Raw genomic sequence first — 25,241 nt, 5'->3', positions numbered from 1 at the left:
CTTTATGTTACTAAAAAGTAACATAATGAGATAATTCATTTCAAATGACCTCAACACTCCTCGAAAAAGAAACCGAAATCTGGAAAGCCCTGGCCGACCCAGCCCGCAGGCGCCTGATGGATTTGGTGAGGGAGTCACCAAAGACAACGGGCGAACTAGTGGAAGAGTTTGAATCCATTGGCAGGTGTGCTGTGATGAAGCACCTTTCGGTTTTGGAAGACGCAAGACTTATCTTACCGAAGAAGCAGGGGAAGTTTCGCTGGAACTTTATCAACGCCATTCCCCTGCAGGAGATTTATGAACGCTGGGTGAAAAAGTACGAAGCACAGTGGGCTGCTAATTTGCTTCAGTTGCGTGAGCTGGCTGAATACAAAGAGCATATTGATGATTTAACTAACGACTTACTTATGAAGGAGCCAACCAAACCTGTCAATATCAGACTAGAAGTGCCGATTGATGCCAGCATTAACAACGTGTGGGAATGCCTGATCAAAGACATCGGACTCTGGTGGAGAAAGGACTTCTACACCAGCCCAAAAACAAAGGCGTTTATCCTTGAACCCAAAGTGGGAGGGAGGATGTACGAAGACTATGGCAATGATGAGGGGCTGCTTTGGTATACGGTGATTGTGCTCAACGCCCCCCATCACCTGGAACTACAGGGGCACCTCACTCCAGATTATGGAGGGCCAGCCATTACGTTTCTCAAGATTACCCTGAAGGAAGATGGCAGCAAGACCATGCTGACTTTGTCGGACACGCTGATGGGTGATGTATCAGCGAAAGCTAAGGGACAAATTACGGAAGGCTGGAAACTGCTTTTCGAGGAGGGATTCAAAACATATGTAGACAACAAGTCATGAAAAGTATTCTATTAAGCATCGCCTTATTTGCATGGGTGTCGGCTGCAAATGCACAAAATGAAGAACTATTGAGGGTTTTCAAAGACCATGTGGCGGCTTTCAACGAGGGTGACGTTGATCGGCTGACCGCAAATGTCACCGACGATTTTAAGTGGTTTTCACTCACCGCTGATACCCTTTTGCTCGAAGTGGAGGGAAAAGAGAATTTCAGGCAAAGTATGAAGTATTACTTTTCTGCAGGGAGAAAATCAGTCTCGACCATTGAACAATATGCGGTCGACGGCGAGCGGATCAGTTTCAGGGAAGTGGTCAGCCATCAAAACAAAGCAGGCGAAACAGTGTCCTCTTCTGCCATGGGCATCTATCAGATTCAGAATGGTAAGATTAGCCGGGCCTGGTATTTTATTGACTGAGGCGCACAGGGGTGTCGTCCAGGGGTTAGGTTGGGTTCAATTGTTTTGTCATCACTACCGTTTTATGATTCTTGTAATCCGCCACATCTATTCCCTTCCAACCGAGCCTTTTGTACAGAGACTCAGCCGTGAATGTGTGCAGGTATAATTGTTCGTACCCCAATTTGAGACTTTCGGCCTCGATGCGCTCCAGGAGCTGCCTGCCAAGCCCCTGATTTCTATAATCTACTGTGGTGTAAAGCAACGACACCCACGGCTTATAAATTTGCAGGCTGGGGTGTGCCTCAAGTAGCCCCACATGGTTGCTAAGGCCTCCCGTGGTTACGGGCTTGCCGTCAGCCAAAATGAGAAACTGAAACAGCATGTCGTTATTGCCGGGGTGCGTTGCAAGACGTTGCGTCGTTCTCGCAATCGGAATATCCCACTCGGCCAGGTACCAATTGGCGATTTGCTGTATCAACCCCTCGTCAGAGGCATGCACTTGAAGTATTTTTTCCTGACGCATTTTACTGTTCAATGAGCTTTTTTGCCCATCGCCGGTTAATTTGCGTCTTGCATCCTTACCCATTCAATGACTATGTTTTCAAGGTCTTGCTTGCGATTCATTATTTCATCGATAGTCGTAAACTTGGCCACCCGGCCTTCCTTGCCGTCACCTTCCAGCAGACCGGACTTGTCCTTGATAAATGCTCCTTTGTGAAACATAAGGCTTACATGCTTCTTAGCATTCATAAAGTAGGAGGCCATATTTCCTTTGTATAAGAATGTCGGGCTGTTCCACTTGATAGTTTCCTCTATACCAGGATGTGCGGAGAGAATGATTTCCCTTACTTTTTCGATTTCAGCCGTCATTGGATGGGCCAGTTTGGCCAGGTATTCGTCCACTTGTGAGTTTTTGTTCATAGCCTTCAAAGACTTGGTGCTATCCTAAATTTAGCGAAATAACCTTGTGGGCGAAAACGCCGCTCTAAAATGCGATACCAACGCTAAGATAGCCACCTTCGGGAGTTCCAATACCAGCTCTGAAAAGAAAATTGCCATCCGGTTTCTGGTACCGATAGCCAACATTGAGTGCACCCCAAAGCTTGGGATCATGACCGGGAGAAGCAACCGTAAAACCAATACCAGCTTCGGCGTGGTGATTCCCGGATCCAAATACCAGTGTTGGCATCGCTGCAATATAGTTCTGCCTTTCACTGTCAAATAAGCTTTGATATCTCCCGCCAATGAATCGAATGTAGGGCTTAATGTTTTCTTTTTTGTGCTTTAGCATTCGCTCGTAGGCGATGCTGAAAGAGGGAATGCCGGGAGATAAGTATACACCATTTCGCCGCTCGTCCGGGCCACCCTCTCTGTTGGCCATTGAAGGTAGCAGGGTAAAAAGTAGTGGAATTACTAACCACCTTTGCATGATTTTAGGTAGAGTTTTCATAGTCCAAAAAGTTGAAGAATTAAATACTGATATCATATGAACAAACCACAAGCCATATTTTACAGAATCCTTTACACTACGTTCCCTGGTCTTTGTTTGAATGATGCTCAAAGAGCAGGAAGGAATTTATTGACCCGCTAAAATGCAAGGCCGAAGCTTATGTAGGCACCTTCCGGAATACCGCCCCCAGCTCTGAATATCAACGCTTCGCCTGGCTTCTTGTAACGGTAACCCAAGTTGAGGGCAGCCCAAACTTCTGGCGAATTGGAAGGAGAAACCAATGTAAGTCCTACCCCTGTTTCGAGGTGATTGTTTCCCGTGCCAAATACCCAGGCTGGCATCACAGCCAGGTAACCGGTCCATTCCTGATTGATAAGGTCACCGAATTGTCCCGCAATTCCTCTCAAATAGAACCGTCGGTTCTCTTTTTTGTGCCCTAGCTGATGTTCGTAGCTAATGCTGAGTGAAGGAATACCGGCTGTTAGCAAAAGTCCATTGCGCACTTCATCGGGCTGATCCTGCCCAAAAGTCGACAAAGGGAGCACAGCTAAAGATGAAAGTAGTACCAACCACTTCCACTCAGGGTGAGACGATGTTTTCATAGTTTAAAAAAGTAGACATGAGAGTTTAAAAACTTCACATCTACAAAACTCAGGCCAAAAAATACTGATAGTCAGTTGGTTGTGGTTGTTATTCCAGCCCCCACATTTTGTTGGGGCTTTTGCCAAGTGTCAATTTTAACTCTCCCCCCTGTGAAAACACTTCGTGAGGGAAACTGAATTTTGTCCAGTCTTTGTCGTTCAGAGTAGCTTTTTGAATGTAGATGTTGTCCGGCGAGTTGTTTTCTGTACTGATCGTGAAAGTTTTGCCGGCATAGTATTTCGGATCAAGCTGGATTTCAACTTTATCGAATATTGGTGTGGTGATGTCGTAGGAAGAATTGACCGAAGCGCCGCCATCCATTTGGAACAACCCGATAGCCATGAGTACACCCAGGGCACCCATTTGTCCCTGGTCTTCGTCACCGTTGTATCCGCCATAAGGGCTGATATCTGAGAAGGTAATTTCCTTTACTTCACGCACCCACTTTTGAGAAAGCCAGGGCGCTCCGGCATGATTGAACAGGTGAGCCATTTGGCAGGAAGGCTGGTTTTCATAATCCACCCAGCTTTCGGCGTGCTTGCCATGGTCGGTGATGAATTTGTTGGGCTTTGCTTTAATAAAACAGCTGTCCACATATTGAGCATACTTGTCGGCCCCGCCGAACAACGCCGCCAGTCCTTTCAGGTCGTGGGGCACGTAGTTGGTGTAAATGGCAGAGTTGCTTTCTACAAAACCTAACGTGTTGAATCCTTCGCCGATGGGCGTAAAGTTGTCAATCCACGTTCCGTCAATGTTTTTGGGATGGATGAAGTGCGTCTCAGGATTCCAAAGGTTTTTGTAATTCTGAGAACGCTCATTGAAGAACTGGTAGTCTTTTGTTTTCCCCAAAGCGGTGGCCAGCTGGGCCAGGCACCAGTCCTGATAAGCATATTCCAGTGTCATGGAGGCACCGTCTTTGTGCCCGCCAGGGCCGGGGATGCCCTCGGGCACATAGCCTCGCTCTACGTAATAGTTCATGCCGCCGCCCTGCGGATTGTCACGATGCTCATAGCCAGCCCGGTCTCTGATGCCGCCTGGAAAAGCATTTTTGTAGAGGCCTTCGTAGGCTTTGGCTACGTCATAGTTTCGGATGCCTTTGTTGTAGGCAGTAGCGAAAAAAGAAACAGCCGGGTCGCCAATCATTACGTAGGTGTAGTTGCCTCCCGAGGGTCCTCGGGGGATCAGCCCACCGTGGCGGTACATCTCCACCATGCTGGCGCAAAACTCATTCATGATTTCTGGGTAGGCCATCGACCAGAGCACATTCAGTGTCCAGTGGCTGCCCCACCACGCATCGAAATTGTACTGGTTGTGTTTTGGCTTTCTGTTTTCATCCAGTGCTACCTGCCGAACGACTGGCTTCGGCCCAGTCATGTCGCAGTACTTGCCGTCTACGTCGCTCACAATGCGGCGACCGAGCAATGAGTGCCAAAGGTCGGTGTAGAATTTGATTTTATGCTTTTCGGTGCCGCCTTCTATATTGATTTTGCTGAGGTAGCCATTCCATTCACTTTTGGATGCTGACACCACTTGCTCAAAATTCCAGTGAGGGAGCTCGGTATCCATATTGAGCCGGGCCTGTGCCGTGCTGGTGTAGGAGATGGCGACTTTCATTTGTACCGTTTTCGACTGCTTCTTATCAAACCTGACATAGGCCCCCACTTCGTTGCCATGGATTTGCTCTACTTTTCCGGTCTTGAGTTTTCCTTTTTCCCACGCCCCAAAAGAAGAGATGGGCTGATCGAAACGAGCAACAAAGTAGACGTAGGTAGGCTTTGGGCGGCGGTGGGTGGGCGCCATGATGCTATAGCCCTCAATCTCCTTATCGCTTATTTTCACCACTTTGGCCGAGTCCATCGCACCGTGACCCAGGAAGGCTCCCACGTCGAAAATGATGTCCTTATTGACATTGGCCGGATAGGTGTATTTGTGAAAGCCCACCCGGGTAGTGGAGGTGAGCTCTGCTTTGATGCCGTAATCCTTCAAAAAGACGCTGTGATAGCCGGGTATAGCTTTTTCATCATCATGGCTAAAGGCCGACTTGTAAGCTTCCATGCCCAAATGTCCTTTGAATTCGCCGACGGTGGGCATTACCGGTATGCCCGACATTTGCCAGGCGTGGATGTGGGAGAAGCACCGCACATACAGACTGTCGTACAGGTAGCCGGAGTTCCAGCTTCCTTTTACCCAGGTGTCGGGGCTCAGGTTCACCATGCCAAAGGGCCGGGAGGCAGAAGAGAAGAAGAACCAGCGTGACTTGTGTGTGTCCACAAACGGATTGACATAGTCGATAGGCTCTTTTATGGACTGAGAAAAGGCTGGTGCAGCACAGGTGAAGAGCAGAGCGACCAGGGAGATTCTGAAAACGAGTTTAAGCACGCTGGGTAGGTTTTGATTTTAAAGAATCCCAATATCGGAAGTTCTGGTGAATAGAAGCAATCAATATTCTATGTTGATCACCGTATTAGACTACAAAAGTCTAGGAAACAGTAGAAAGAAGGTAGGCCCTTCGGACGTCCGTAGAAGGTAATAGACTGGCTATGCGGCGAAACTTTTGTAGTCTTTGCTCTATGGCGTCAAGTCTGATCTGTTTTGTTCCACCACCAATGCGTAGCGAAATAGCCAAAAATGGCGACGAAGCCAACTATTCCAAAACTCGTAGAAGTCAAGGTAGCCTTCATTTCGGCGCTTATGCCGCTGTACAATCCGGGAACAGACCAGGGAAAATATTGCCCCAGGCCCACGGCGCCGACAATCTGTGAAACGATGAGCATCAGCACCACCAACCCGATAGGAGCGAGGTAGCCTTTTCCCCAGATGCCCATGAAGGAGACCGGCGTGCCCAGCAACATCACCAGTATGGTCGTGGCAAAATAGGTGTTCAGGCCGGAGGTGATCACACGGATGTCGAAGTTGTCGAGGCCCAGCAAGGCGCCAACCACCAGCCCCAGCAAAAGGTTAGCCACCACAAGTGCCAGGCACCACATGGCATATACGACAAATTTTGCATTGATAATGCTGCTGCGGGAAGCAGGCAAGGCCAGCAGGTCTTTCGCTGTTTTGTCGGAATACTCCCTGCCAAATAGCCAGCTGGCAACGAACCCGAAAACTACCACACCGCCCACGCCCACCACCTGCGTGAGCAAACCAACGTAAGAGGGCCAGTCGGCAGAGAAGTTCATCAGCTTTGCTTTTTCACTCAAGGGAGAATCCCCCATATCACCTGCATGGCCAAGCAGGTAAAGCGACAGTCCACCCATGACCGGGCCGAGGGCAAAAGCTACAAAGGTGACCCATACGATGGTGGAGTGCCTGAGTTTTAAAAATTCTGGAGCAATAGCTCTCAATGAAGTCGTCATTTTACTTACTGTTGAATAATTCTTAAAAAATAGCTTTCGAGGTCTTCTTCGAAGGTGAATAGTTTGGTGAGGCCCACGTGTTCGGCTATCACCATTTCGGCAATGCGCTCAGGCTCGCTCATCCACTGGCGATCCATGATCTCTATCTCGCTGGCAGCGTTTGTCCTGAACGGAATTCCGTTTTTCTGGAGCAGGTCAGCTACCCGAACATTGTTGTGCGAATTCAGCACGAGCTTCCTGTCTATTTCCTGATGCAGCTGATTGGCTTCCAGTTCTTTAATCAGCGCACCCTGATGGATAATGCCGATGGTGTCGGCCACTTTGGCAATTTCGCTTAACAGGTGGCTCGAGATCAGCACGGTGGTGCCTTGTGCGCTCAGCTCCCGAAGCAGGTGACGGATTTCCACAATACCAGCCGGGTCGAGCCCATTCACAGGCTCGTCGAGGATGAGCAGCTCGGGGCTGTGCATAAGTGCCCGGGCCAGGCCGAGCCGCTGCAGGTTGCCCAGCGAAAGGTGGCTGGCCTGAACGTCTCTGTACTGGCCGAGCTTCAGTCGGGCAATGACTTTGTCCATTACTTCTTTGTCCTTCAGGCCATGGTACCTGTAAAAAATACTGAGGTTTTCCACCACCGACAAGTCCGGGTAGGCGCAGGTCGACTCAATCATGTAGCCCACTTTGTCCCACACCGATGCGTTGCCAGGTACTTTCTGACCAAAGAGGGCCACGCTGCCCTCCGTTGGATTGATCATGCCCAGGAGCATGCGCATGGTGGTGGTTTTTCCGGCTCCATTAAGGCCAAGGAATCCGTAGATCTTTCCCTGCGGAATCTGCAGAAACACCTGGTCGACCACAGTGGCACGTCCGTACCGCTTGGTCAGGTTGTTTGTTTCAACGATCATCATTTGTTCTTAAAACCGTTCTTTTGGATCTCTACAAACTGCTGAGCAACCGCAACCAGCTCCTCTTCGGGCAGGTTGTAGAGTTGTTTGTTGTTTTGGATGTTTTGACGGAAGTCCTGCTGATAGTGCAACTCCATGAACTCAAAAATGGAAAGCTGCGTCTGAAGCACGTGCCAAGCCAGTATTTTGCGATCAATGTCGTTTCGCAATTGCCCGTTTTCTACATACTGATCCACCAGCTGATACATAATATCCAGGGCTTTCTGCTTCCTGATCGCCTGAATATTGCCCAGCTCCTCAGTGTTTTTCTCCCGCAGCACATTGTACAAGAAGGCGCTGACCACCCCCTGCGTTTTGTCGAAGTGCACCTTGGCCCGGAAGTGCAGAATAATCAAGTCGAAAAAGTCCTTGGGCGGTTGTTTAATAAATCCCTTGTCGTTTGCCAGCCGTTGCTGTACGGCGTAGTCAAGCAGGTAGAAATATAGAGACTGCTTGCTTTCAAAGTAGCGATAGAAGCTGCCTTTGGCCAGGTCCAGCTTTTTGATGATGGTGGAAAGCGAGGCAGACTGGTAATCGTTGAAGGCAAATTCTTCGAGACAAACCCCGATGATTTCCTGCTGCCTTTGCTGTGTTAGGTTATTGAATGTTTTTAAAGCGACCATATAGTAGCGACTGTATGGTCGCTAACGGGATAGAGCTTTTTAGGTTTCGGAAACAATTAAAAAATAGAGGAGGAGGGAAAGGAGAGGGGTTTAGAAAATGCTCACGGCAATTTGCAGCACCAATCCAATAAAAAGCAGAATTGCCCAGGCGAGCAACTCACCTTTCAGAATCATAAGATAGCCTCTGAAGAATCGTTTGATCATTACTAAAAATAGATGAAATCGAGCAAAGTTCAAAAGATCAGGCTTGAAAGGGAGGCTCTGACTACAACTGTACTGCCCATTTTCAGACGTTGATGGCTGCGCCGTGATTGGCAGTTTGGTGACTCGATTATGGAGCTTTTTCACTCATTAAATCTTCAAAAAAGTCTGTTGTTAGCTTAGAATCCATCGGTATCGAATTGTTGATCCTTAAGTACTGCTTTTCATCAAGATTATCGTACATGCTAACCCAAAATTTCTTCCGCCTATTTGTCATGCCGATAAGAGAGTTCTCAGTGTTAGAATCAACATAGTTGAAAAACCTTGCTGTCCCGTTTCTAGCGTATCCATATACCTCCTGGCCTTTAAAATGTTCGGCTAGCCACATAACCAAAAAGTTAAAGCCATAAAAACTTGAGCTGGGCAAATGAATAATTGAAAATGAAGTACGACTATCGATGGTGTAGTTTTCGATGTTTACTTCTGGGTATGTCTCCCTGGCTTCAACAAGTTGCTCTCTTATTGAATTAATATCGAGTGAGTTGACCAGAATAAACTTTTCGAACCCGACAAAGTTTATAGGTTGCCGAGATATGGTTTTGTAGTCTTTCGTTGAAATTTTGGAGCCTACTTTCGGAAGAACCTTTAAGCCTAATATGTCATCAAGAATTAACAGCAGTAGCCAGAATGGAGTCAGTATTAATATGAGCAGATCCCATGCTCGTTCAAATGGAAATATTATGAACCCCCAAACCAGTTTGACAAAATCCTTTGGATATTTTATGAGAGCAGCAACAAATGCAATTACTCCTAATAAGAATAGTGTTGAAAATATTAGTTCTAAGTTCTCCAAATCTGATTTGTGCTATATCTCGCCTCGTCTGAGTGGGCGAGTTTATTCAGCACCGCTTCCACTACATCTGAGCCATGCTTTGCCCGCCGTAGCTTTAGCAAAGGTAGGCCGATGATAAATTTAACTTTAGTGGCGGAGATTCCAAGCCAGCTACCGTCTGTTTACCACTGGGGGTCCCAGTCGTTATCGGCTCTTGTTAGCTTTCTTTTCATTCAACCAGGGCATCGATTTTTTCCCTCATTTCGAATACCTTGTTCCTTGTCCGAATTAGGCCGGTCAAGAACGAAAAAAGCCCGAATAGTATAAAATAAATGGCAGTATGTCCGTCGGGCATGTAGCTGGGGTCATACCACCAACTGACGTAAATAAATATGAACACCGCTAACCAAATAATTGGGAAGACGAAGAACCAGTCTCCGAATCCGATCTGACCTTTTACCCAAATTTTTCCGTTGTTGTCGGCTAAATTTCCGATAAACCTTGGGTAATTAAGTTGAAATGAATGTCCGAACTTCCTCCTCAGTTCTTTGCTAAAGTATATTGTCAGTTTGCCATTGGTCAGCTGGTAAGTCAGGTCAGAACCTAGGCTTTGATATTCATCGTATCCCTTGTAGAACGGTTTGAGACGAATTCGGTCGAACTTTGATGCAAGTAGGTCTCTTATTTCTACCAATGATCTACCCGTTTCGACATCCACCTGGGAGTCTGAACCTAGAAAGTATCGATTTAATCGCATTGCCGATTAGTAATGAAAGCTATTGCTTGCCTATAGCGAGTGGAGTTGATTTATGTGCTTCGCTTCCCGCTCGCACTTAGCCACGGCCATGTTAAAATTATACTTTGTGGCGGAGATTCCAAACCAACCTAGCCATATGAATTGCTAAAGCCCACATTCATTCTTAGCCGTGTTAGGAACATTTAAACATTGTTAAATTGCGTAATTTTTGAGTCTAGAGCGTCGAATTGTTCGACATAAGTCGCCAAGTCCATGTCAATCCATTTGAGCATTTCAAAGACTTCGTCTCGGATATGTTTAGCACCGTCAAAATCGACTATGTTGCCGGTGAAGCAGATAGGTTCGTTGTGATAAACTCGATTTCTAAATTCTCTAATACGATTCAATTTCTGAGAAATGTGGCTCCGATTGATGCTGTTTGGCTTGTTTGAGAAACAGTGGATAACGGCCCCACCAATAAGTCGATAATGGTGGGGCTCAAATAGGGAAGTCCAAAACCCGAAAGACTGTTCGGCTATTACTTTTCCTGATGATATTGTTCCTCCTTTTCTTCTTATGGTCCGTTCGGCTTTGGTAATTGAGTTTTTAAGGTAGAATTGTGATGGAGTAAGAGAATTATCACTCATAAATCCATGTTTTTCAGAAATTACCCAGTTTGGGTTGGCGAAATGAGAAGAGATTTGATTATTTATAGAATTGCGAAGAAAAATCTCAAAAAGATTTAGGATTGGGTAGAAAGCCTGGCTTACTCTGAGATTGATTTTATAAAGCCGTTGCGCTTTGGTTTTGGAATTGCCTACAGCAGCCAAGAACCGCTGCATGCGTGGCTGTGATGTGAAATACTCAAGTTTGCTGTAATCCAAATTTCGAGAGCTTTAGTAACAAAATACAATAATACGACGTATATTTGTATTGTAATGCTTGATCAAGCCTCTTCCTTTGGAACGTAATCAAGTTTAAGATAAGAGCCTCTGAGAAGTCAGGGGCTTTCTTATGTCACTCAATTGAAGCTAATTAAACCGTTGTGTTAGGAGTATTTTTAAATAACCTCGCTGACTTTACAAACATGCGTTACTGACAAAGTTTGCTGATCAACAGTTAAAAGGTAGTGTTCAACAAAATGTAACTTTTGATAAACTTGGATGTAGATGTAGAATTGTCCGCCTAGTTCCAATCTGGAATGCACAATGATTTGAGGTTGTGAAGAGTTAAATCGAGGCTTTTTAGCCATTATTGGAGATTTGTCTGCGTTGACCGAAACACTTGGGCCTGGGGTCTCCTGGTTCATTGCCGTGACAAATTCTCTGTCAAAGTCCTGGCATCCATAAAAAACTCTATAGTAGCCATCGGTTCGGGTAACATCGCTAAACCTTACTATTCGTTGGTCTGGAAAATCCTGTTCTAGTAGATTAGTTAGAAAGTAGTCCACAGCGACCTGCTCTGGAGTCTTGTCATCCATTGATGAGAGAAAAACAGCCACGAAAAGATAAATCGTCTTGATCCACATAGTAGGTTACGTTGCGAAAGTTGCTCCTAACATCCGAGTGTAGACCTGGTTCATATACTCCTCATACCTCTCCCTCAAGTTACTACCAATTTCCGAAATATGCTTTTAGAACGCTCAATGGATTCACCCCTTAATCGCTATTGTTCCGTTTCTGTACAGATCCAATGCGCTGTTGAGCAACGCTTCAATAGTTTCCACTGGCAGGTCTTCGTTGGGGCTCACTCTGAATACCTTCATACGGGAGCGCTCTCCGGCTTCTAACTTTGGATGGTCGAGGTACTTTCCCTCAACGAAGAGGATATAAGGCTCTTCCGTTTTTTTATCTGTCCACAGGTAACAAAACATCTTTTTCCTGAAGCAGAAGCAGGGCATGCCCCACTTCTGCGTTTCAGTTAGGTTGGTGTCCTGAGCAAGGATGATACTGCGCAGTGCCAGCAGGCAGCTCTTATTGGGTTCTTCCTTGTTCAGGTAGTAGTTGTCAATTTCTCGCATTCTACGTCGGGTTACTTTACGGCCACTAAAAAGTCAACTTCTGCATTCGCCGGGTTTTGTGCTTTTTCGCCAAACACCTCGAAGTCAGCCGAAAATGCCCTGTCCAAATCCATCGCCCATATTTTTGTCCACTCCGACACGATCAAGCCTTTTGTCAAATCGCCTTTGGCGGTGATTTTAACGTAGCTGCCTCCTTCAAAAGTTCTGCCTACCATTCCATCCGGAATTGTCTCCAGACTTTCCACCCTACACCCAAGAATGGCCGTATATGGCGCCATATGGTCGCCTTCGTAGTCGGTGTAAAGTGAGTAAATGGTGCCATCCACTTTGCCTGGGATAGCATTTAGAAGTCCTTCTGAAAGGAACCTGCCCCACAAGTCAGCAATGTCTTTGCCTCCCCGTCCATTTTCATTGGTTGTTCTCACCGAGATTCCAATCATCTTAAAAGGGTCAATTTTTACTTTTTGCATCGTTTAAATATTTTGATTTGCAACAAAGTTAGATGGCCCTTATGCCAAGGGTATGTCAGGGGTGGTTGACCATTTTTTCCGACATAGTTCAAAATATTGTTCCAGGGTAATTTTGTGTGGTTCAAATCGGCTGTCCTGCAGTAGCAAGCTTTGAATGCGGTCGAGCCTAAAGGCCCTGAAGTCTTTTTTTAGCCGGCAAAAGGCAATGAGAATCCAGTTGCCCTGGGTGGTATACAGGGCGAAGGGCTCAATTTTTCGCTGACTTTGTTGATTTTCTAACGACAGGTAATTGATCTCTACAACCTGGTAGCTCGAAATAGCAGACTGGAGGTGAATAAGATGGTTGCTTGTCTTTTCATTTTCGCTGTTGTCCCGCACCTGCAATCGATCGGAGAGGAGCTCTGTCTTCGTTTTCAGCCCAAACTTGAGGATTGCCTTTATTTTGGTCGCCGCACTTTCGTAGTGCTCCACCAGCGACCGGTCCTTGTTCGCCCGAATCAATTTTTCGGCGATGACTATGGCGCTTGCTTCCTCTTCGGTAAACATGACCGGCGGTAGCTTGAAGCCCTCCATGATAGAGTAACCTTTGCCTTCCTGAGTAACAATGGGTATGCCTGATTGCTCAAGGGTTCGAATGTCCCGATAGACAGTTCTTATGCTCACCTGGTGCTTCTTTGCAATGTCCGTTGCAGTCACCAGTGGTTTCGACTGTAGCTGGGTGAGAATGGCCGTCAGCCTCGCAAGTCTGGGTTTGTCATCTGCCATTTTATTCCTCCTGTCTGTGGCTCACGCTTTCCTGTCAGGTAAGCCAGATCATCGGTTTGTATTAAAGGTCATCTTTTAGGGCTCGCATTCCTACAAAAAAATGGGACGCTTGTCTCTCCCGAGGCAGGCGTCCCAAAAAAAGAGCTGCTCGCTTCTATCAGGAAGCTATTTTCACATCCTTTTCTAATAATTCCACATCTATAATTTCCTTGCTAATCATAAATGTCAACATACCTCTTACCGTCTCTTCAAGTGTAGGGTCGAGTACTCCATGAGGCGATCTGACTTTTGCTTCACAATACGACTCGTTGCTGTAGCGCTTGAACTCCATGGAAGAGATATTATTGACAGACCTTACCAGGAAGTCGAGCAGTGGAAACAGGAGGTCTTCCTTCCCGCATTTGCCCACAATTTCAGGCACAAACTTTGGCAGCTCAAACCCTTTGAACTCCCTGCCCGTCAGCTTGGTGATGATGTCGGTAATGTCTTTCATGCGTGCATATTCGTCACGTGTCACATGGAAGGTTTTGTTGACCGAATCGGGGAGGCCGGAGATGGCTACGACGTTGTTGGCCACGATGTCCACCGGGGTAAAGCTAACCTGGTTGAACGAATTGACCGTGATGCCGTGGTTGATCATGAAGGCAATCAGCCGGATGGAAATGTCGAAGTTGTTTCCACCGCCATACACCGAAGGGGTGATGAGCGCAGGCCTGAAAACTCGTGCCTGGAGCCCCTGCTTCATGGCGTCGAACACGATTTGCTCCGACACCCATTTCGTCTGGCTGTAACCAAAGTCGAGCAGATCCAGCGAATTGCAGGTATCAGTTTCAAAAAGCGTGTCTTTCACAGCCCAACCAAAAATGAAGGTGGTGGACACGTGATTGAGAGTCTTGGGGTTGCCATCCAGGGCCAGCCTGATTATTTCGTTAGTGCCATACACGTTGGTGTCCCACATTTTGTCATAGTTGAACAGGTAGTTCACAAGGGCACCATTGTTGTAAATGGTATGCGTGTTGGTCGCCAGATAGTCCCAGGTTTTCTTATCCAGTCCAAGCTGAGGCTTGCCCAGGTCGCCGCATACGGCCACCACTCTTTTCTCGAACTCCGCCAGGTATTCACATTCCGGAACATTGGAAAGGTCGAAGGCCTCTTTCAGTCGGGCCAGTCCCTTCTTTTCGTCATCAGCCCTTACAAGCACATATATGGTGTCGGTGGTTTGCTGTAGCAAGCTTTTCAGAATAAACGGCCCCAGGAAGCCTGTGCCACCTGTCAGCAGGATCTTGCCACTTTTCAGGTGGGCTGGGTCGTACTGAGGGGTTTTTGGCTTAAACGACAGCTTGGTATCCTGCAGCATTCGCTTCTGTTCAAAGGCATTGTGCTCTTTCTGAAGCTTCAGGATCGTCTTCTTTAAACGATTGATGGCGAGAATGGATGAGGTGCTGAATTGTTCCATCAAATCGAAGAATTCAGAAACACTTATTTCCTGCAGCAGGCGGGCATCGATTTCCGAGGCCAGCTGGGCCGCTCCACTGTCTTTAATGAGCTCCTTCACGTCGTGAATAAGCACCACCAGATCGAGAGAGTCGAGCACATGCACCAAAGAGTAGGTTTCGGTGCCGGTGAACCCATACTTTTTCAAAATCTCGTCAAATTGTGTGTTCGTCAACCGGGCTCTTGGGGCATCTGTGTTTTGCTCGACCAGGTTATGGTTTTCAATGACCTCCAATTCACCATTCGCCCAAAGCTGTTTGGTCTTCTGGCGCATGATTTTGCCTGAGGTGGTCTTTGGAATACTTTTGGTGTTAGTGAAGGTGATTTGCGAAGGGATAATGTTTAGCCGCTCACGGATCTGGTCGGCAATTTTCTTGTGGTCAGGGATTTCATTTTTACGTTTGAGCCCAGCCACAATCACGAGCTTTTCCTCGCCGTTTTCTTCGTTGGCAAATGCCGCCACATAACCCTCTCTAATATTGCTGCTCGATTCTTCAACAATTTGCTCAATGTCCTGCGGGTAGTAATTGGCCCCACGGATAATGATCATGTCCTTGGCTCTGCCGCAGATGTAGAGCTCCTGCTCATGCAAAAATCCCAGGTCGCCAGTTCTCAAAAAGGTGTGCGTGGCGCTGCCGTTTTCACTTGCTATTCGGGCTTCAAAGCATTCTTTGTTCAGCTCAGGTTTTCCCCAGTATCCAAGCCCCTTGCTGGGGCCTGCCAGCCACACTTCACCCACCTTGTTTTCGCCAAGGTCAATACATGAATTGGGGTCCACTATCCTCACAATCTGGTCTCTGAGGGGCTTGCCGCAGCTCATGATTTGCGTGACCTCACCTGCCTGTCCGTTCTCGAATTTCAGCTCATGATTAATGAGTGAGTTGGTAAGCACCGACACTGACTTGCCGCCCCACTGCGAAACTGCCAGTGTGTTTTCGGCGAGGCCATAGGCTGCGCCCAGTGCCGTTTCCTTCAGCCCACATGCGCTGAATTTTTCAAGAAACTTATAGAAAGTGCCTGCCCTGACTGGTTCTGCTGCCGTCATCAGGTTTGTCAGTGAGCTAAGGTCCAGCAAGGCGAATACTTCATCCGACACTCTGCCCGGCTGAAGCAGGTAGTCGTAGGCAAAGTTGGGTGCCGAGGAGTGTGTAGCCTTGTATTTTGAAATGGTTTCGAGCCAAAGCACCGGCTTTCTGATGAAATCAAGCGTGGAGAAGCCAATAGAGGTGCCCCCTTTCATGATGATGAACAGGTGATAGCCAATCAGCCCCATGTCGTGGTATTGTGGCAGCCAGGTAACAGTTACCGGGGGTTCCGACAACACGTTCTCTGCATTGTTCTCAAGGTTTTCGTGCGAAATCATCACCCCCTTTGGATCGGTGGTAGAGCCGGAGGTGTACTGAAGAAAGAGAAACGACGACTGCCGCTCGTAGTTGGTCGCACTGGTTTCGTGTGTAAATTCAGAGGTATTGATCCAGGGCAGCTTGGTGAGTTTGGTTTTCTCCACAATGTTGTTTCGATCCATGTTCAGCTTGAGCGACCAATAGTATTCTCCATTGGTGAGGACGGCCACGGCGCCACAATCTTTGGCGATATGCTCCATTTTGTAGTAGGCCGACTGGAAACCTGATGAAGTAGGAGGGTAGGTAGGCACGGGAACCAATCCCAGGCGAACGCAAGCAACAAACGAGACAATCATTTCAATGCCCGCAGGATAGGTAATCAATATCCTGTCGTCTTTTTTGAATTTGTAATTCTCGGCAAGATTGGATGCCACAATTCTTACGGCTTTTTCAAACTCTTCGTAGGTGTATTTTTCAACTGATTTTCCATTGATATCCAGAAACTCAAAAAGCAGTTTATCGGGAGTTTTCTGGACCCAATGGTTCAACTTATCGGAAAGGGTAGGCATAGATCAAGCGGTTTTTGGGATGATTATATGTTAGATAGAAATAGGTTGTTGGGTATGAATATAAAAAATTGACTTAATAATGAGCTTCCGGTCGAAAAAAAGATGGATGATGCGTCTGTCAAGCCTGGTTACTTTGCAGCCAGGCTGAGGTTTTGCAGGTGCCCATAGTGCTCCCTGATGGCATCAAATATCGTTTTATTCTGTTTGTAATATACACCGTGTTTTTCTGCTATAGGTTGAATCAGCTTTGTAAGCTCACGGTAGTGCGTATGGCATACACGGGGAGCCAAATGATGGGCCACGTGCATGTGCAGTCCGCCATAAAACCAATTGCCAACCGTGCTATTCAGCGAATGGTCGGACGTGGTGGCAAACACATGATAGATGAAATGATCATACTCATCTCTGTCCAGAGGAAATTCATTCAGCCGCAATGGGTGCTCTACCTGAATGATGGTGGCACCAATCACACCAATCACCAATTGCCAGGCCACAAAAGAGACGATGATCAGCGCTGCCGGCACACCTATAAAATAGATTGGCAGCAGTAGCACATAGCCGATATAGGCCAGCTTAAAAACAAAGAGCTTGACATATTCGATGCGGGGATGCTTCTTTCCTTTCAGGCCATTGAGGAAAGGGAAGAAAAAGCATTCGAAATCTTTGATAAAAATGTAATCAAGGGAGAAGAAACTGTAGACCACAAACAGGTAAAAATGCTGAAACCTGTGGATGAGTTTATGCTCATGATGTGGTGTGTACCGCAGTAGCCCACGAGCAACAAGCCCGTCATCTTCGCCTTTAATATTGATGAAATTATGGTGCTGTTGGTTATGAAGTTGCCGCCACATGTATGAGTTGATGCCACATAGGTCGAAGGTGTAGCGAAGAAGTTTTCTTATCCGTCCGTTTTCGAAAATAGACAAATGATTGGCATCGTGGGCAATATTCAGCAGGATGAACAAGTGCGAAAACAGATGAAAGCCGTAGAGCAGCACGAACATCGAAGGCGAGGTGCTAAAAGAGTAAAGCAATACTAAACTTCCCACCCACCAAACGGCAGCGATTGCCAGCTTGGCTTTCATTTGACCATTGGCATACCTTGAAATGCCATTTTTCTCAAAATACTGGTCAATGGCTTCGTACAATTCCTTTTTAAAGGCGGTTGAAATCATGGTAGCATAAAAAGTAAAAGACAGGGCGTAAAGAATTGCCTGGCACAATATAGGCTAACAGTTAGAGTTTTTCAACTACGGATTTAAATGGCTAGTGCACAACAATTTCTATAGGTAAAAGGTATGCCCTATATTTCAGTGGCGAGAATCTTTTTAGAGGTGATGCACTGATGTAAGCCTAAAGCGATTTTGCCTAGTATTCCATATCGTATTGGCATACTTTGGAACTGGCAAGCCCAATTAATATGAACAAAAAAGCCCTGACTTTCCAGCCAGGGCTTCTTGCTTTAGCTTGAGAAGAGACTAGGTAGCAACAGCCACTTTAGTTTCAGCCATTTTTTCGAGATAGATCCTCGATACCACTAAAAGGGCTAAAAATATTACCGGGCCTGCCACTACTGAACCCGGGTCACCACTTGCAGTGTGGGCAATAGCTGCTGAAATGAAGGTAATACCAAAACCGGCGTAGGCCCATTCTTTCACCCTGTGGGGAAATTGTGGAACCAACAGCACGGTGGCACCCACTAGTTTAGCCACGCCTAACTCCATGCGGAAGTAGCCTGGAAAACCCAGATGAGTAAAACCTTCTGCCACTTCCGGGTTCATGAAATACATCAGGCCGCTCATCACCATCATCACACTTACAATGCCAGTGGCAATCCAGTATATCACTTTGTCTTTTTTCATTTTGATTGTTTTAAATGTGTACTATTTGTTTGACAATGCAAACTTATCTACATTTGATATACAATATATAGCACTATACTTTTGTATAGCACTAACCTTTGGTATAGTAAAGCAAAGTGACATGGAAAAACCTGAAGTATTCGAGCCCGTTGAACACCAACTAAACACGGAATCCTGCACCAGGGCACTACTTCCGGTGCGGGATGCCCTGGAAGTATTAAGCGGTAAATGGAAGCTACAGATTATTATCTCACTTTCCTTCGGAACCAAAAGGTTTAGGGAAATGGGGCGAGAAGTGACCGGTATCACCGACAAAATGCTATCGAAGGAGCTGAGGGACCTGGAAGAGAATTTATTAGTCAAACGGACAGTCAAGGATTCTTTTCCACCTTCTGTTGAGTATAATTTAACTGAGCACGGGCGAACCTTGCAAAAAGTAATTGGCGAGTTGCGAGAGTGGGGAGTGATGCACCGGGAAAAGGTGATGGGGGAATAGAAGGCATTGTCGCTTCCTAAGTTCTTTAAGTGAGAAAGCCCATTGTTTCTAACCGCTACATCATTCTGCGATAGACAAACGTGATATTGATGAAATCTTCGTTGATTTTCTGCTTCATTTCTTTGACGTTGTGTGCTGGTTGCTCCGAGCCACCTTATTCTCGCCAGGATATAGAAAAACTAAATGGGCTACCTGTGGGCAATGGTATCACCTTGCACCCGACTGAAAAATGGATGCTGATTTCCCGCCCTTCTGAGTTTGCCAATGAGGCGAATGGCAAACCATTCTACAAAATCTATTTTCTCGAACTTGGTGAGGAGGGATGGGGAGAGCCACAAACTGTTTCTTTTGAAAGCCGGTTCAACGACTATCATCCCGTTATCTCGCCCGATGGCAAGTGGGTCTATTTCAATTCAGACCGCCCGCCTCCAGGCGAAGTTCTGCCTGCCGAACACATGAACATATGGAGGGTAGCTATTCTCTCCAAAGCATTTTCAACGCCGGAATACCTGACGGACATCAATACTGATCATCACGAATCTTATCCCTCCGTTACCAGCGATGGGGTGCTTTATTTTAATTCCGACCGGCCAGGGGGCAAAGGATCCATGGACATTTACCGGGCGTCGCCTTTCGGTAATGGCTTTTCGGCACCCGAATTGGTTGCGGCGCTGAATACGGCAGATAGCGAAAACGATTTGACCATCGACCCCCTTGGACGCTTCATAGTTTTTAATCGGTACCTGTTCGAGACAAAAGAAGTTGACCTCTTCATTAGCAACAACCAGTGCGGCTCATGGACGGCACCTGTGCTATTGGGAAAGATTAACCGGGCGGGCGTTTGGGAGCTAACTCCCACTTTGTCGCCCGGTGGCACTTATTTGCTGATAGAGGTAGACGGAAAAATTCATGTGTCTTTGATGGATGATGTTTTAGAATAGCAAAGCTAAAAGGATCGAAGACAGGAGGTTAGCTTCGGCCTTCCGCCTTCGAACTCCCGTCTCCCCACTTCCTCATCCCTTCTCGTTGCAATTAAACATCCAGTTGATACCATATCTGTCGGTGCAGCTACCATAGTATGCGCCCCAAAACATGTTCTGTAGTTCCATGGTTACTTCTCCACCGGCCGACAAAGCGTCGTACAGCCGTTTGGTTTCCGCTCTGGTGTTGGGCTCCAGGTTGATATGCATGTTGTTACCTGGCTTCACCTTCATGCCCATCGACTCCGGTGCATCGGTGGCCATCAGGATATGACCGCCCAGTATCTCCAGTTCGATATGTAAAATCAGCTTTTTGTCGGCCTCAGTCATTGGCGGAGCGCCTTCCATCGGAGGTATCTCGCCGAAACGCTGGATGCCACCTTTGAATTCGGTGCCGAATACAGATTTGTAAAAAAGGAATGCCTCTTCGGTGTTTCCCGCAAAATTGAGATAAGTACTTACTCTTGACATATTTGTGTTTTTTAATTGAGTCATCAAATTGATCCTCGTTTCGAGGTATGCCGCCATCCGATCCATGTTTTGTCGTGCCCCCTCGAACGCCCCGTGTTTATCAATAACGTAATCCAGGTCGGCTTTGGACTGGAATATGCTGCGCATGGTCAGGAGTGTTTTACCCTCCTTTTCTTCGAAGGTCACGGTGACATGAAAGTTGCCTGGCGCATCATCGCTCCCGTTGCCGTGTTCATACACTAGCTTTTCCGGAACGACTACCTCTTTGAAAACGATAAGATTGGGGTAGTCAGTCCCGTTTGGGCCGTGCATGGTGAGCCGAAATTTGCCACCGGGCTTGACGTTCATTTCATGAACAGTGTTGGTGAAGCCTGTAGGCCCCCACCATTGGGCGATGTGCTCCGGTTCTGTCCAAACCTTGAAAACGAGTGTACGGGGAGCATCTATAAGCCTGCTGGCAATTACTTCCCTGTCCGTTCTTTCTACATGCGTGGTGTTCATGTGATATTGTTTAGATGTGAAGATGTCGTTTGATGGGTTGCCTGGCATGCACACTTCAGCCAGTCTCATCGTTACATTCCCGCTCTTAGGAGTAGCCGCTATTGTTTATCCACTATATAATTCAGTTCTGTTACCCCGGAAGTAAATTGCCTGGTAGTCAGTAATTTTAATGTTGTTTTGCCTTTGATCCCCTCAAACAGGGGAATGCCCTGGCCTAGAATAATGGGGTTCACAAAGAGCCAATAGCCATCAATTAAGTTCAGTTGCATGAGTGAATGTGTGGCTGTCGGGCTGCCAAAAAGCAGGATATCTTCATCACCACCCTGGCGGGATTGCTTTATTTCATTTATGCGTTCCGAAAGGTTGTCGCTGATAATTGTTGTGTTGGTCAAACCCGCACCTTTTATTGTTTTTGACAGAACAACTTTGTGAACCTGGCTATACCACTTTGAATGCTCAATGTCATGTTTGGTTGCAGTTGGCTTGTCTGCTGCGGTAGGCCAGTAGCTTTCCATCATCTCATAAGTTGCCCGACCGTACAATGCAGTGTCACCCTTGCTTATCCGTTTACCGACGTGGTCAAAAATTTCCTGATCAATTTTAATCCAGTTCATTTCCCCGTTCGGCCCAGCCGCAAAACCGTCAAGCGATACGTGCATAAATGAAATTACTTTTCTCATATGGTTTACTTTTTATTGTTGCCCTTCTGACAGGCATATCCTAAAATGCAATTATGCTTTTGCCTTGAAATGATCGGAGAGCACGGCTTCCAGCCGATCAAAATTCTCCTCGTTGGAAGGCTCGATTACCTTCCGGGATCTTTTACATTCTTCTGCAGATTTGAAAACCATTCTGAAAGTGATCAGGGTGCCTTCGCTCTGGCTGTCAAAAGTGGCAATTACCTGGAAGGCGTGCACAGGCTCCACATGGTCAAACACAAGCCGTTTGTTGGGCACGATTTCCACAAAGACACATTTATTGTCAAAACTTGCCCCCTGGGGGCTATGCATGGTGAATTGCCATGTGCCGCCAGGGTTTAGTTCGAAGGTGTGGAAGGTGTTCGTAAACCCTTTTGGCCCCCACCAACGTGCCAGCAGGTCGGGATTGCTCCATGCCTTGTACACCTCAGCCTGAGCGTAGTTCACTCTTCTGGTGGAAGTAATTTCACGATCTTTGCTCATCGCTTTTGTCTTTTGCTTGTAATTCTTTGATATATTTTTCCATCGCATCCAGCCTTTCTTCCCATTCCTTTTTGTAGCGACTTACCCAATCCGATACTTCATGAAGCGGTTTTAGCTGCGCTTTGCAATAGCGCTCCCGTCCTTGCTGCTCCATCATCACCAGACCACATTCTTCCAGTATTTTCATGTGCTTCGAAATAGCCGGTCTGCTCATGTCAAAGTTCTCAGCCACTGCATTCACGTTCATCCGCTTATAGGCAATCAGGTTAATGATCTCCCTGCGGGTGGGATCGGCAATGGCCTGGAATACGTCTCGTCTCATCATGCTCCTCTTTTAGTAACCGTTCAGTTACAAATATAAATAGTAACCGATCAGTTACGCAATAAGTTGTACGATTTTTTTTTGCACGTCGCTGGTTGTGTAAGATGCAAGCTCTGGAATGCTTACAGTACCACAGAAACATGGTTTTATCGCTATACTGTTGGGATTAATATTTCAAGTGACCAGAATTTATGGCAAAATTCCATTGGATTTTGGGTTACCTTTTATAAGTTTGTCGTATTGATTTAGTACAAAATTTTATTTAATTAATTATAAATTTATCTCACCAGCTATGAGAGCATTAAAAAGTAGAACCATTTTCTTATTCAGTCTTTTATCGATTTTTATGATCACATCACTGGGGGCATGCACAGCCAGTCGCCCCAGTAGTGCCTGGCATGATGTGGGCCATGCCCGTGACCTCGGTAAAAAGAAAGGTACCCATTCAAAACGAATGCAGAGAAGGCCGGCAAATCACCGGTAAAGGAAGGACAGGAGTGTTGTTGTTCAAATTGAAGATATAAGACTCTTCTTCTCAGATTTGCCAGTTACTTGTTTTGCTCAAAGCTTTCTTTCAGCACCTCTTTCAGCAGGTTAATCGCCATGGTGATGGACTGTAGTGATGCCGTTTCTTCGGACGTATGGTAGCCTGTGGTGGGAATCTGAATTGTGGCCCCGCTGATGAGTCCGTCGGTGCCTTCAATGATGCGGCCCAGCTCGGTTCGTCCAAGCGACAGCGGCTTTTTACCATCGACCAACCTTTGCTCATTGTGGTGCTCAATGAAGATGTCCTTATACACCGTTTTTATGCCCAGCTTTTCGCTGGCTGCTGCTATTTCAGCGACCATTTTTTCGTCGAAGTCGGCAGTGGCGTCTTTGTGTCTGAGAATGATTTCGCTGTCAGAGGCTTCTTTTTCGTCTTCTCCGAAGGGGCTGGTGTCGAGCACAATGAGCTTTTTAGTGGCTTGCTCCACTCTGTAAAACCAATCGGCCAGGTAACGCCAGCTGCGGCCTGCTTCTTCCTGGGCTGTGAAGAAGGCCGTACCCTGGTAGCCTTGCGAAAATAGGTATACGACCACAGCCACCATCAGTACATTGTCGAGTTGTGCAGAGACTCGGCCATCGTGGATGGTGATGCGATCGGAGTAGGCAATAGGCACGCCGGGAGTTACATGCTCCAACCCGTTGATTTCGATGATCAGGTTTTTTCGCTTCTCACTAATATAGGAGTGGTGGGTAGTGCCCTGCCCCAGGTAGGTGCCCGACCACGGCTCGTAGGCATGCACTTGTTGACCTTCAAAACGGTCGGCAATTTTTTCCAGCGTTTGCTCCGACACAGAGTTGCCATTGAGTTCGCTTCGGTTCTGGGTAACAAAGGCTGCATACTGAAACTCATTGGGGCCGGTGCAGATCAGGCCATGTCGGTCGACATGGGCAGAGAGGTAGTTGCTTGTCGGCTTGCTGCCCTCTGCCACCAGCAAGCCCTGATAGAGGCTGATTTTAATCCCCATTTCTTCCAGTTCCCGGCGGATCAAGCGAAAGAAGGGTTCTTCATAGCCTACTACCGAGGGTTGCCGAACCAGCAACTTAAGGTAGTCGAGAAATGTGGTGAGAGAGGCGGTTGATGGCTCCACGGTATTGTAGTTGAGAATAAGTGAGAACTGGCAACGAAACTAAGGAAAAGCCAGGGAAACTGGAAGGGGATCATATCCGTCAAAGACGTTATCGTCTGGTAAATGAGATATTTGGTGTAGTGGTTCCTTTTATTTCGGGGTCCCTGAAGTTGTAGAACGGGCTTTTTTTGAGCCGTGTCGCTTCAACGTTAAAGGCTTTCTCATCTTGCAAAAAGCGCTGGCGGTTGGGTTTGCCAGCGAATCTATTCACGCCGACGGGCATAAGAAGGCGATTATTCATGAAAAGTTATTATTGTCGGTTTATTTTACGATTTAGTTCTATGATTAAACAAAATTGTTTATAAAGTACAGATAATCAATGACATATATGTATTTCATTAATGTAACCGATGTAGCAATATTGTCTTGTGTTGGACTGTTCATAACGTAGATGGCGCCAGATTGAGATGTAACTTTTCAGGCCAAATTCAACAAAAGTTGAAATTTTTTGATTATTTGGAGTCGATCTTTACTCTCGTTTTTAACAATCCCCTTTCTTCTTTTCAGGCGTTGATAAATTCATCGTCGCTGAATGAGGATGTGGCTTATGTAACTCTCAGGGCAATTATTGGGGCGTTTCGTTCAAAATTAAAATTCCGCAATCAGGGACGGGTTATCCGGTATTTTGATGCACATAATGGATAATGTAGTGTTTGTATGTCATGTGTAATGACTTACGCAAAATCGACATTTTGTGGGGCGTTACAATCCGTAGCTTTATTCAACAGTTTAATTATAACCAAGAGCACAATAACTTAAAATTTATCACCATGAGAGCTTATAAGAGCAGATCCAAGAGCAGAGTAGTTTTTTTACTCAGTATTTTAGCGATTTTTGTTATCAGTTCACTTTCTTCTTGTATGGCCCACAGGGGGAGTGGTTCATGGGATGACATAGGGCATGCCCGGTCGTTTAGCCACAAAAAGGTGCACCATGACCACCACAGTTCAAGCAAACAGACCACTAAAAATAATAAGAGTTAATATAAAATATTGAGTATGCTGCCCATGTTCACAACATGGGCTTTTTTTTGCTCCAATTGCCTGGGTTTT

General features: G+C 46.5%; 28 protein-coding genes. 4 read left to right on the top strand and 24 right to left on the bottom strand.

Annotation, left to right across the window (positions count from 1 at the left end; translation table 11 throughout):
* The first annotated feature begins 44 nt into the window (after positions 1 to 44).
* Together ACMVP2_RS01540 and ACMVP2_RS01535 are read left to right on the top strand one after the other, a co-directional pair.
* Positions 45 to 863 carry an ArsR/SmtB family transcription factor gene (locus ACMVP2_RS01540; RefSeq protein WP_339794333.1) on the top strand — a complete coding sequence of 273 codons (819 nt, stop codon included), beginning with the start codon at positions 45 to 47 and terminating at the stop codon, positions 861 to 863.
* Positions 860 to 1,276, top strand: a complete 417-nt coding sequence (locus ACMVP2_RS01535; protein WP_339794331.1) for a nuclear transport factor 2 family protein — start codon at positions 860 to 862, stop codon at positions 1,274 to 1,276. Before ACMVP2_RS01540 ends, ACMVP2_RS01535 begins: the two co-directional genes overlap by 4 nt.
* Before the next feature lie 25 nt (positions 1,277 to 1,301).
* Here ACMVP2_RS01535 and ACMVP2_RS01530 read toward each other — a convergent pair whose 3' ends face one another.
* The 18 genes from ACMVP2_RS01530 to ACMVP2_RS01445 form a co-directional block, all read right to left on the bottom strand.
* Complete coding sequence (locus ACMVP2_RS01530; protein ID WP_416866434.1) at positions 1,302 to 1,844, bottom strand: GNAT family N-acetyltransferase; 543 nt, start codon at positions 1,842 to 1,844, stop codon at positions 1,302 to 1,304.
* Entirely contained in the window at positions 1,817 to 2,179 is a 363-nt protein-coding gene (locus tag ACMVP2_RS01525; RefSeq protein WP_339794327.1) for a DUF1801 domain-containing protein, read from the bottom strand. The genes ACMVP2_RS01530 and ACMVP2_RS01525 overlap by 28 nt, the downstream gene beginning before the upstream one ends.
* A 64-nt stretch (positions 2,180 to 2,243) precedes the next feature.
* Positions 2,244 to 2,708 carry a hypothetical protein gene (locus ACMVP2_RS01520; RefSeq protein WP_416866433.1) on the bottom strand — a complete coding sequence of 155 codons (465 nt, stop codon included), beginning with the start codon at positions 2,706 to 2,708 and terminating at the stop codon, positions 2,244 to 2,246.
* A 137-nt stretch (positions 2,709 to 2,845) separates the two neighbouring features.
* Entirely contained in the window at positions 2,846 to 3,310 is a 465-nt protein-coding gene (locus tag ACMVP2_RS01515) for a hypothetical protein (protein ID WP_416866432.1), read from the bottom strand.
* Between the two features lie 88 nt (positions 3,311 to 3,398).
* Positions 3,399 to 5,729: a GH92 family glycosyl hydrolase gene (locus ACMVP2_RS01510; RefSeq protein WP_416866431.1), complete on the bottom strand. Its 2,331-nt coding sequence runs from the start codon at positions 5,727 to 5,729 to the stop codon at positions 3,399 to 3,401.
* A gap of 197 nt (positions 5,730 to 5,926) precedes the next feature.
* On the bottom strand, positions 5,927 to 6,709 hold the full coding sequence (locus ACMVP2_RS01505; protein ID WP_416866430.1) for an ABC transporter permease: 783 nt from the start codon (positions 6,707 to 6,709) through the stop codon (positions 5,927 to 5,929).
* Positions 6,710 to 6,714: 5 nt separating this feature from the next.
* Positions 6,715 to 7,614, bottom strand: coding sequence for an ABC transporter ATP-binding protein (locus ACMVP2_RS01500; RefSeq protein ID WP_416866429.1), 900 nt, complete (start codon positions 7,612 to 7,614; stop codon positions 6,715 to 6,717).
* On the bottom strand, positions 7,611 to 8,273 hold the full coding sequence (locus ACMVP2_RS01495; RefSeq protein ID WP_416866428.1) for a TetR/AcrR family transcriptional regulator: 663 nt from the start codon (positions 8,271 to 8,273) through the stop codon (positions 7,611 to 7,613). Before ACMVP2_RS01495 ends, ACMVP2_RS01500 begins: the two co-directional genes overlap by 4 nt.
* Positions 8,274 to 8,604: 331 nt before the next feature.
* A complete protein-coding gene (locus tag ACMVP2_RS01490) occupies positions 8,605 to 9,327 on the bottom strand; it encodes a hypothetical protein (protein ID WP_416866427.1) in 723 nt (240 codons plus the stop codon).
* Between the two features lie 208 nt (positions 9,328 to 9,535).
* Positions 9,536 to 10,063, bottom strand: coding sequence for a hypothetical protein (locus ACMVP2_RS01485; RefSeq protein WP_416866426.1), 528 nt, complete (start codon positions 10,061 to 10,063; stop codon positions 9,536 to 9,538).
* Positions 10,064 to 10,245: 182 nt separating this feature from the next.
* The gene (locus tag ACMVP2_RS01480; RefSeq protein ID WP_416866425.1) at positions 10,246 to 10,926 is read right to left on the bottom strand and encodes a hypothetical protein; all 681 of its coding nucleotides are present in this window, start codon (positions 10,924 to 10,926) and stop codon (positions 10,246 to 10,248) included.
* Positions 10,927 to 11,102: 176 nt separating this feature from the next.
* Entirely contained in the window at positions 11,103 to 11,570 is a 468-nt protein-coding gene (locus ACMVP2_RS01475; RefSeq protein WP_416866424.1) for a hypothetical protein, read from the bottom strand.
* Positions 11,571 to 11,693: 123 nt separating this feature from the next.
* Positions 11,694 to 12,062 carry a DUF1801 domain-containing protein gene (locus tag ACMVP2_RS01470; RefSeq protein WP_416866423.1) on the bottom strand — a complete coding sequence of 123 codons (369 nt, stop codon included), beginning with the start codon at positions 12,060 to 12,062 and terminating at the stop codon, positions 11,694 to 11,696.
* An 11-nt stretch (positions 12,063 to 12,073) separates the two neighbouring features.
* Positions 12,074 to 12,532: a GyrI-like domain-containing protein gene (locus ACMVP2_RS01465; RefSeq protein WP_416866422.1), complete on the bottom strand. Its 459-nt coding sequence runs from the start codon at positions 12,530 to 12,532 to the stop codon at positions 12,074 to 12,076.
* Positions 12,533 to 12,571: 39 nt separating this feature from the next.
* On the bottom strand, positions 12,572 to 13,297 hold the full coding sequence (locus tag ACMVP2_RS01460) for a helix-turn-helix transcriptional regulator (RefSeq protein ID WP_416866421.1): 726 nt from the start codon (positions 13,295 to 13,297) through the stop codon (positions 12,572 to 12,574).
* Positions 13,298 to 13,454: 157 nt separating this feature from the next.
* Entirely contained in the window at positions 13,455 to 16,703 is a 3,249-nt protein-coding gene (locus ACMVP2_RS01455; protein ID WP_416866420.1) for a thioester reductase domain-containing protein, read from the bottom strand.
* 128 nt (positions 16,704 to 16,831) lie between these two features.
* A complete protein-coding gene (locus ACMVP2_RS01450) occupies positions 16,832 to 17,926 on the bottom strand; it encodes a fatty acid desaturase family protein (protein WP_416866419.1) in 1,095 nt (364 codons plus the stop codon).
* A 255-nt stretch (positions 17,927 to 18,181) separates the two neighbouring features.
* Complete coding sequence (locus tag ACMVP2_RS01445; RefSeq protein WP_416866418.1) at positions 18,182 to 18,565, bottom strand: DoxX family protein; 384 nt, start codon at positions 18,563 to 18,565, stop codon at positions 18,182 to 18,184.
* A gap of 121 nt (positions 18,566 to 18,686) precedes the next feature.
* Between ACMVP2_RS01445 and ACMVP2_RS01440 the strand changes: the two genes are divergently transcribed.
* Complete coding sequence (locus ACMVP2_RS01440; RefSeq protein WP_416866417.1) at positions 18,687 to 19,061, top strand: winged helix-turn-helix transcriptional regulator; 375 nt, start codon at positions 18,687 to 18,689, stop codon at positions 19,059 to 19,061.
* Positions 19,062 to 19,150: 89 nt separating this feature from the next.
* A complete protein-coding gene (locus ACMVP2_RS01435; protein WP_416866416.1) occupies positions 19,151 to 20,002 on the top strand; it encodes a TolB family protein in 852 nt (283 codons plus the stop codon).
* A 72-nt stretch (positions 20,003 to 20,074) separates the two neighbouring features.
* Here ACMVP2_RS01435 and ACMVP2_RS01430 read toward each other — a convergent pair whose 3' ends face one another.
* The 6 genes from ACMVP2_RS01430 to ACMVP2_RS01405 form a co-directional block, all read right to left on the bottom strand.
* Positions 20,075 to 21,013: an SRPBCC domain-containing protein gene (locus ACMVP2_RS01430; protein ID WP_416866415.1), complete on the bottom strand. Its 939-nt coding sequence runs from the start codon at positions 21,011 to 21,013 to the stop codon at positions 20,075 to 20,077.
* 98 nt (positions 21,014 to 21,111) lie between these two features.
* Entirely contained in the window at positions 21,112 to 21,693 is a 582-nt protein-coding gene (locus ACMVP2_RS01425; RefSeq protein WP_416866414.1) for a dihydrofolate reductase family protein, read from the bottom strand.
* Between the two features lie 51 nt (positions 21,694 to 21,744).
* The gene (locus ACMVP2_RS01420; RefSeq protein ID WP_416866413.1) at positions 21,745 to 22,194 is read right to left on the bottom strand and encodes an SRPBCC family protein; all 450 of its coding nucleotides are present in this window, start codon (positions 22,192 to 22,194) and stop codon (positions 21,745 to 21,747) included.
* Positions 22,178 to 22,519 carry an ArsR/SmtB family transcription factor gene (locus tag ACMVP2_RS01415; RefSeq protein WP_416866412.1) on the bottom strand — a complete coding sequence of 114 codons (342 nt, stop codon included), beginning with the start codon at positions 22,517 to 22,519 and terminating at the stop codon, positions 22,178 to 22,180. The genes ACMVP2_RS01420 and ACMVP2_RS01415 overlap by 17 nt, the downstream gene beginning before the upstream one ends.
* A 545-nt stretch (positions 22,520 to 23,064) precedes the next feature.
* Entirely contained in the window at positions 23,065 to 24,150 is a 1,086-nt protein-coding gene (locus tag ACMVP2_RS01410) for a hypothetical protein (protein WP_416866411.1), read from the bottom strand.
* 88 nt (positions 24,151 to 24,238) lie between these two features.
* Positions 24,239 to 24,430: a hypothetical protein gene (locus ACMVP2_RS01405; protein ID WP_416866410.1), complete on the bottom strand. Its 192-nt coding sequence runs from the start codon at positions 24,428 to 24,430 to the stop codon at positions 24,239 to 24,241.
* Positions 24,431 to 25,241 lie beyond the last annotated feature (811 nt).

The organism is Imperialibacter sp., assembly GCF_048007035.1.
In the GTDB taxonomy this organism is placed as follows: Bacteria; Bacteroidota; Bacteroidia; order Cytophagales; family Cyclobacteriaceae; genus Imperialibacter.
This window is presented reverse-complemented; position numbering and strand designations above follow the sequence as displayed.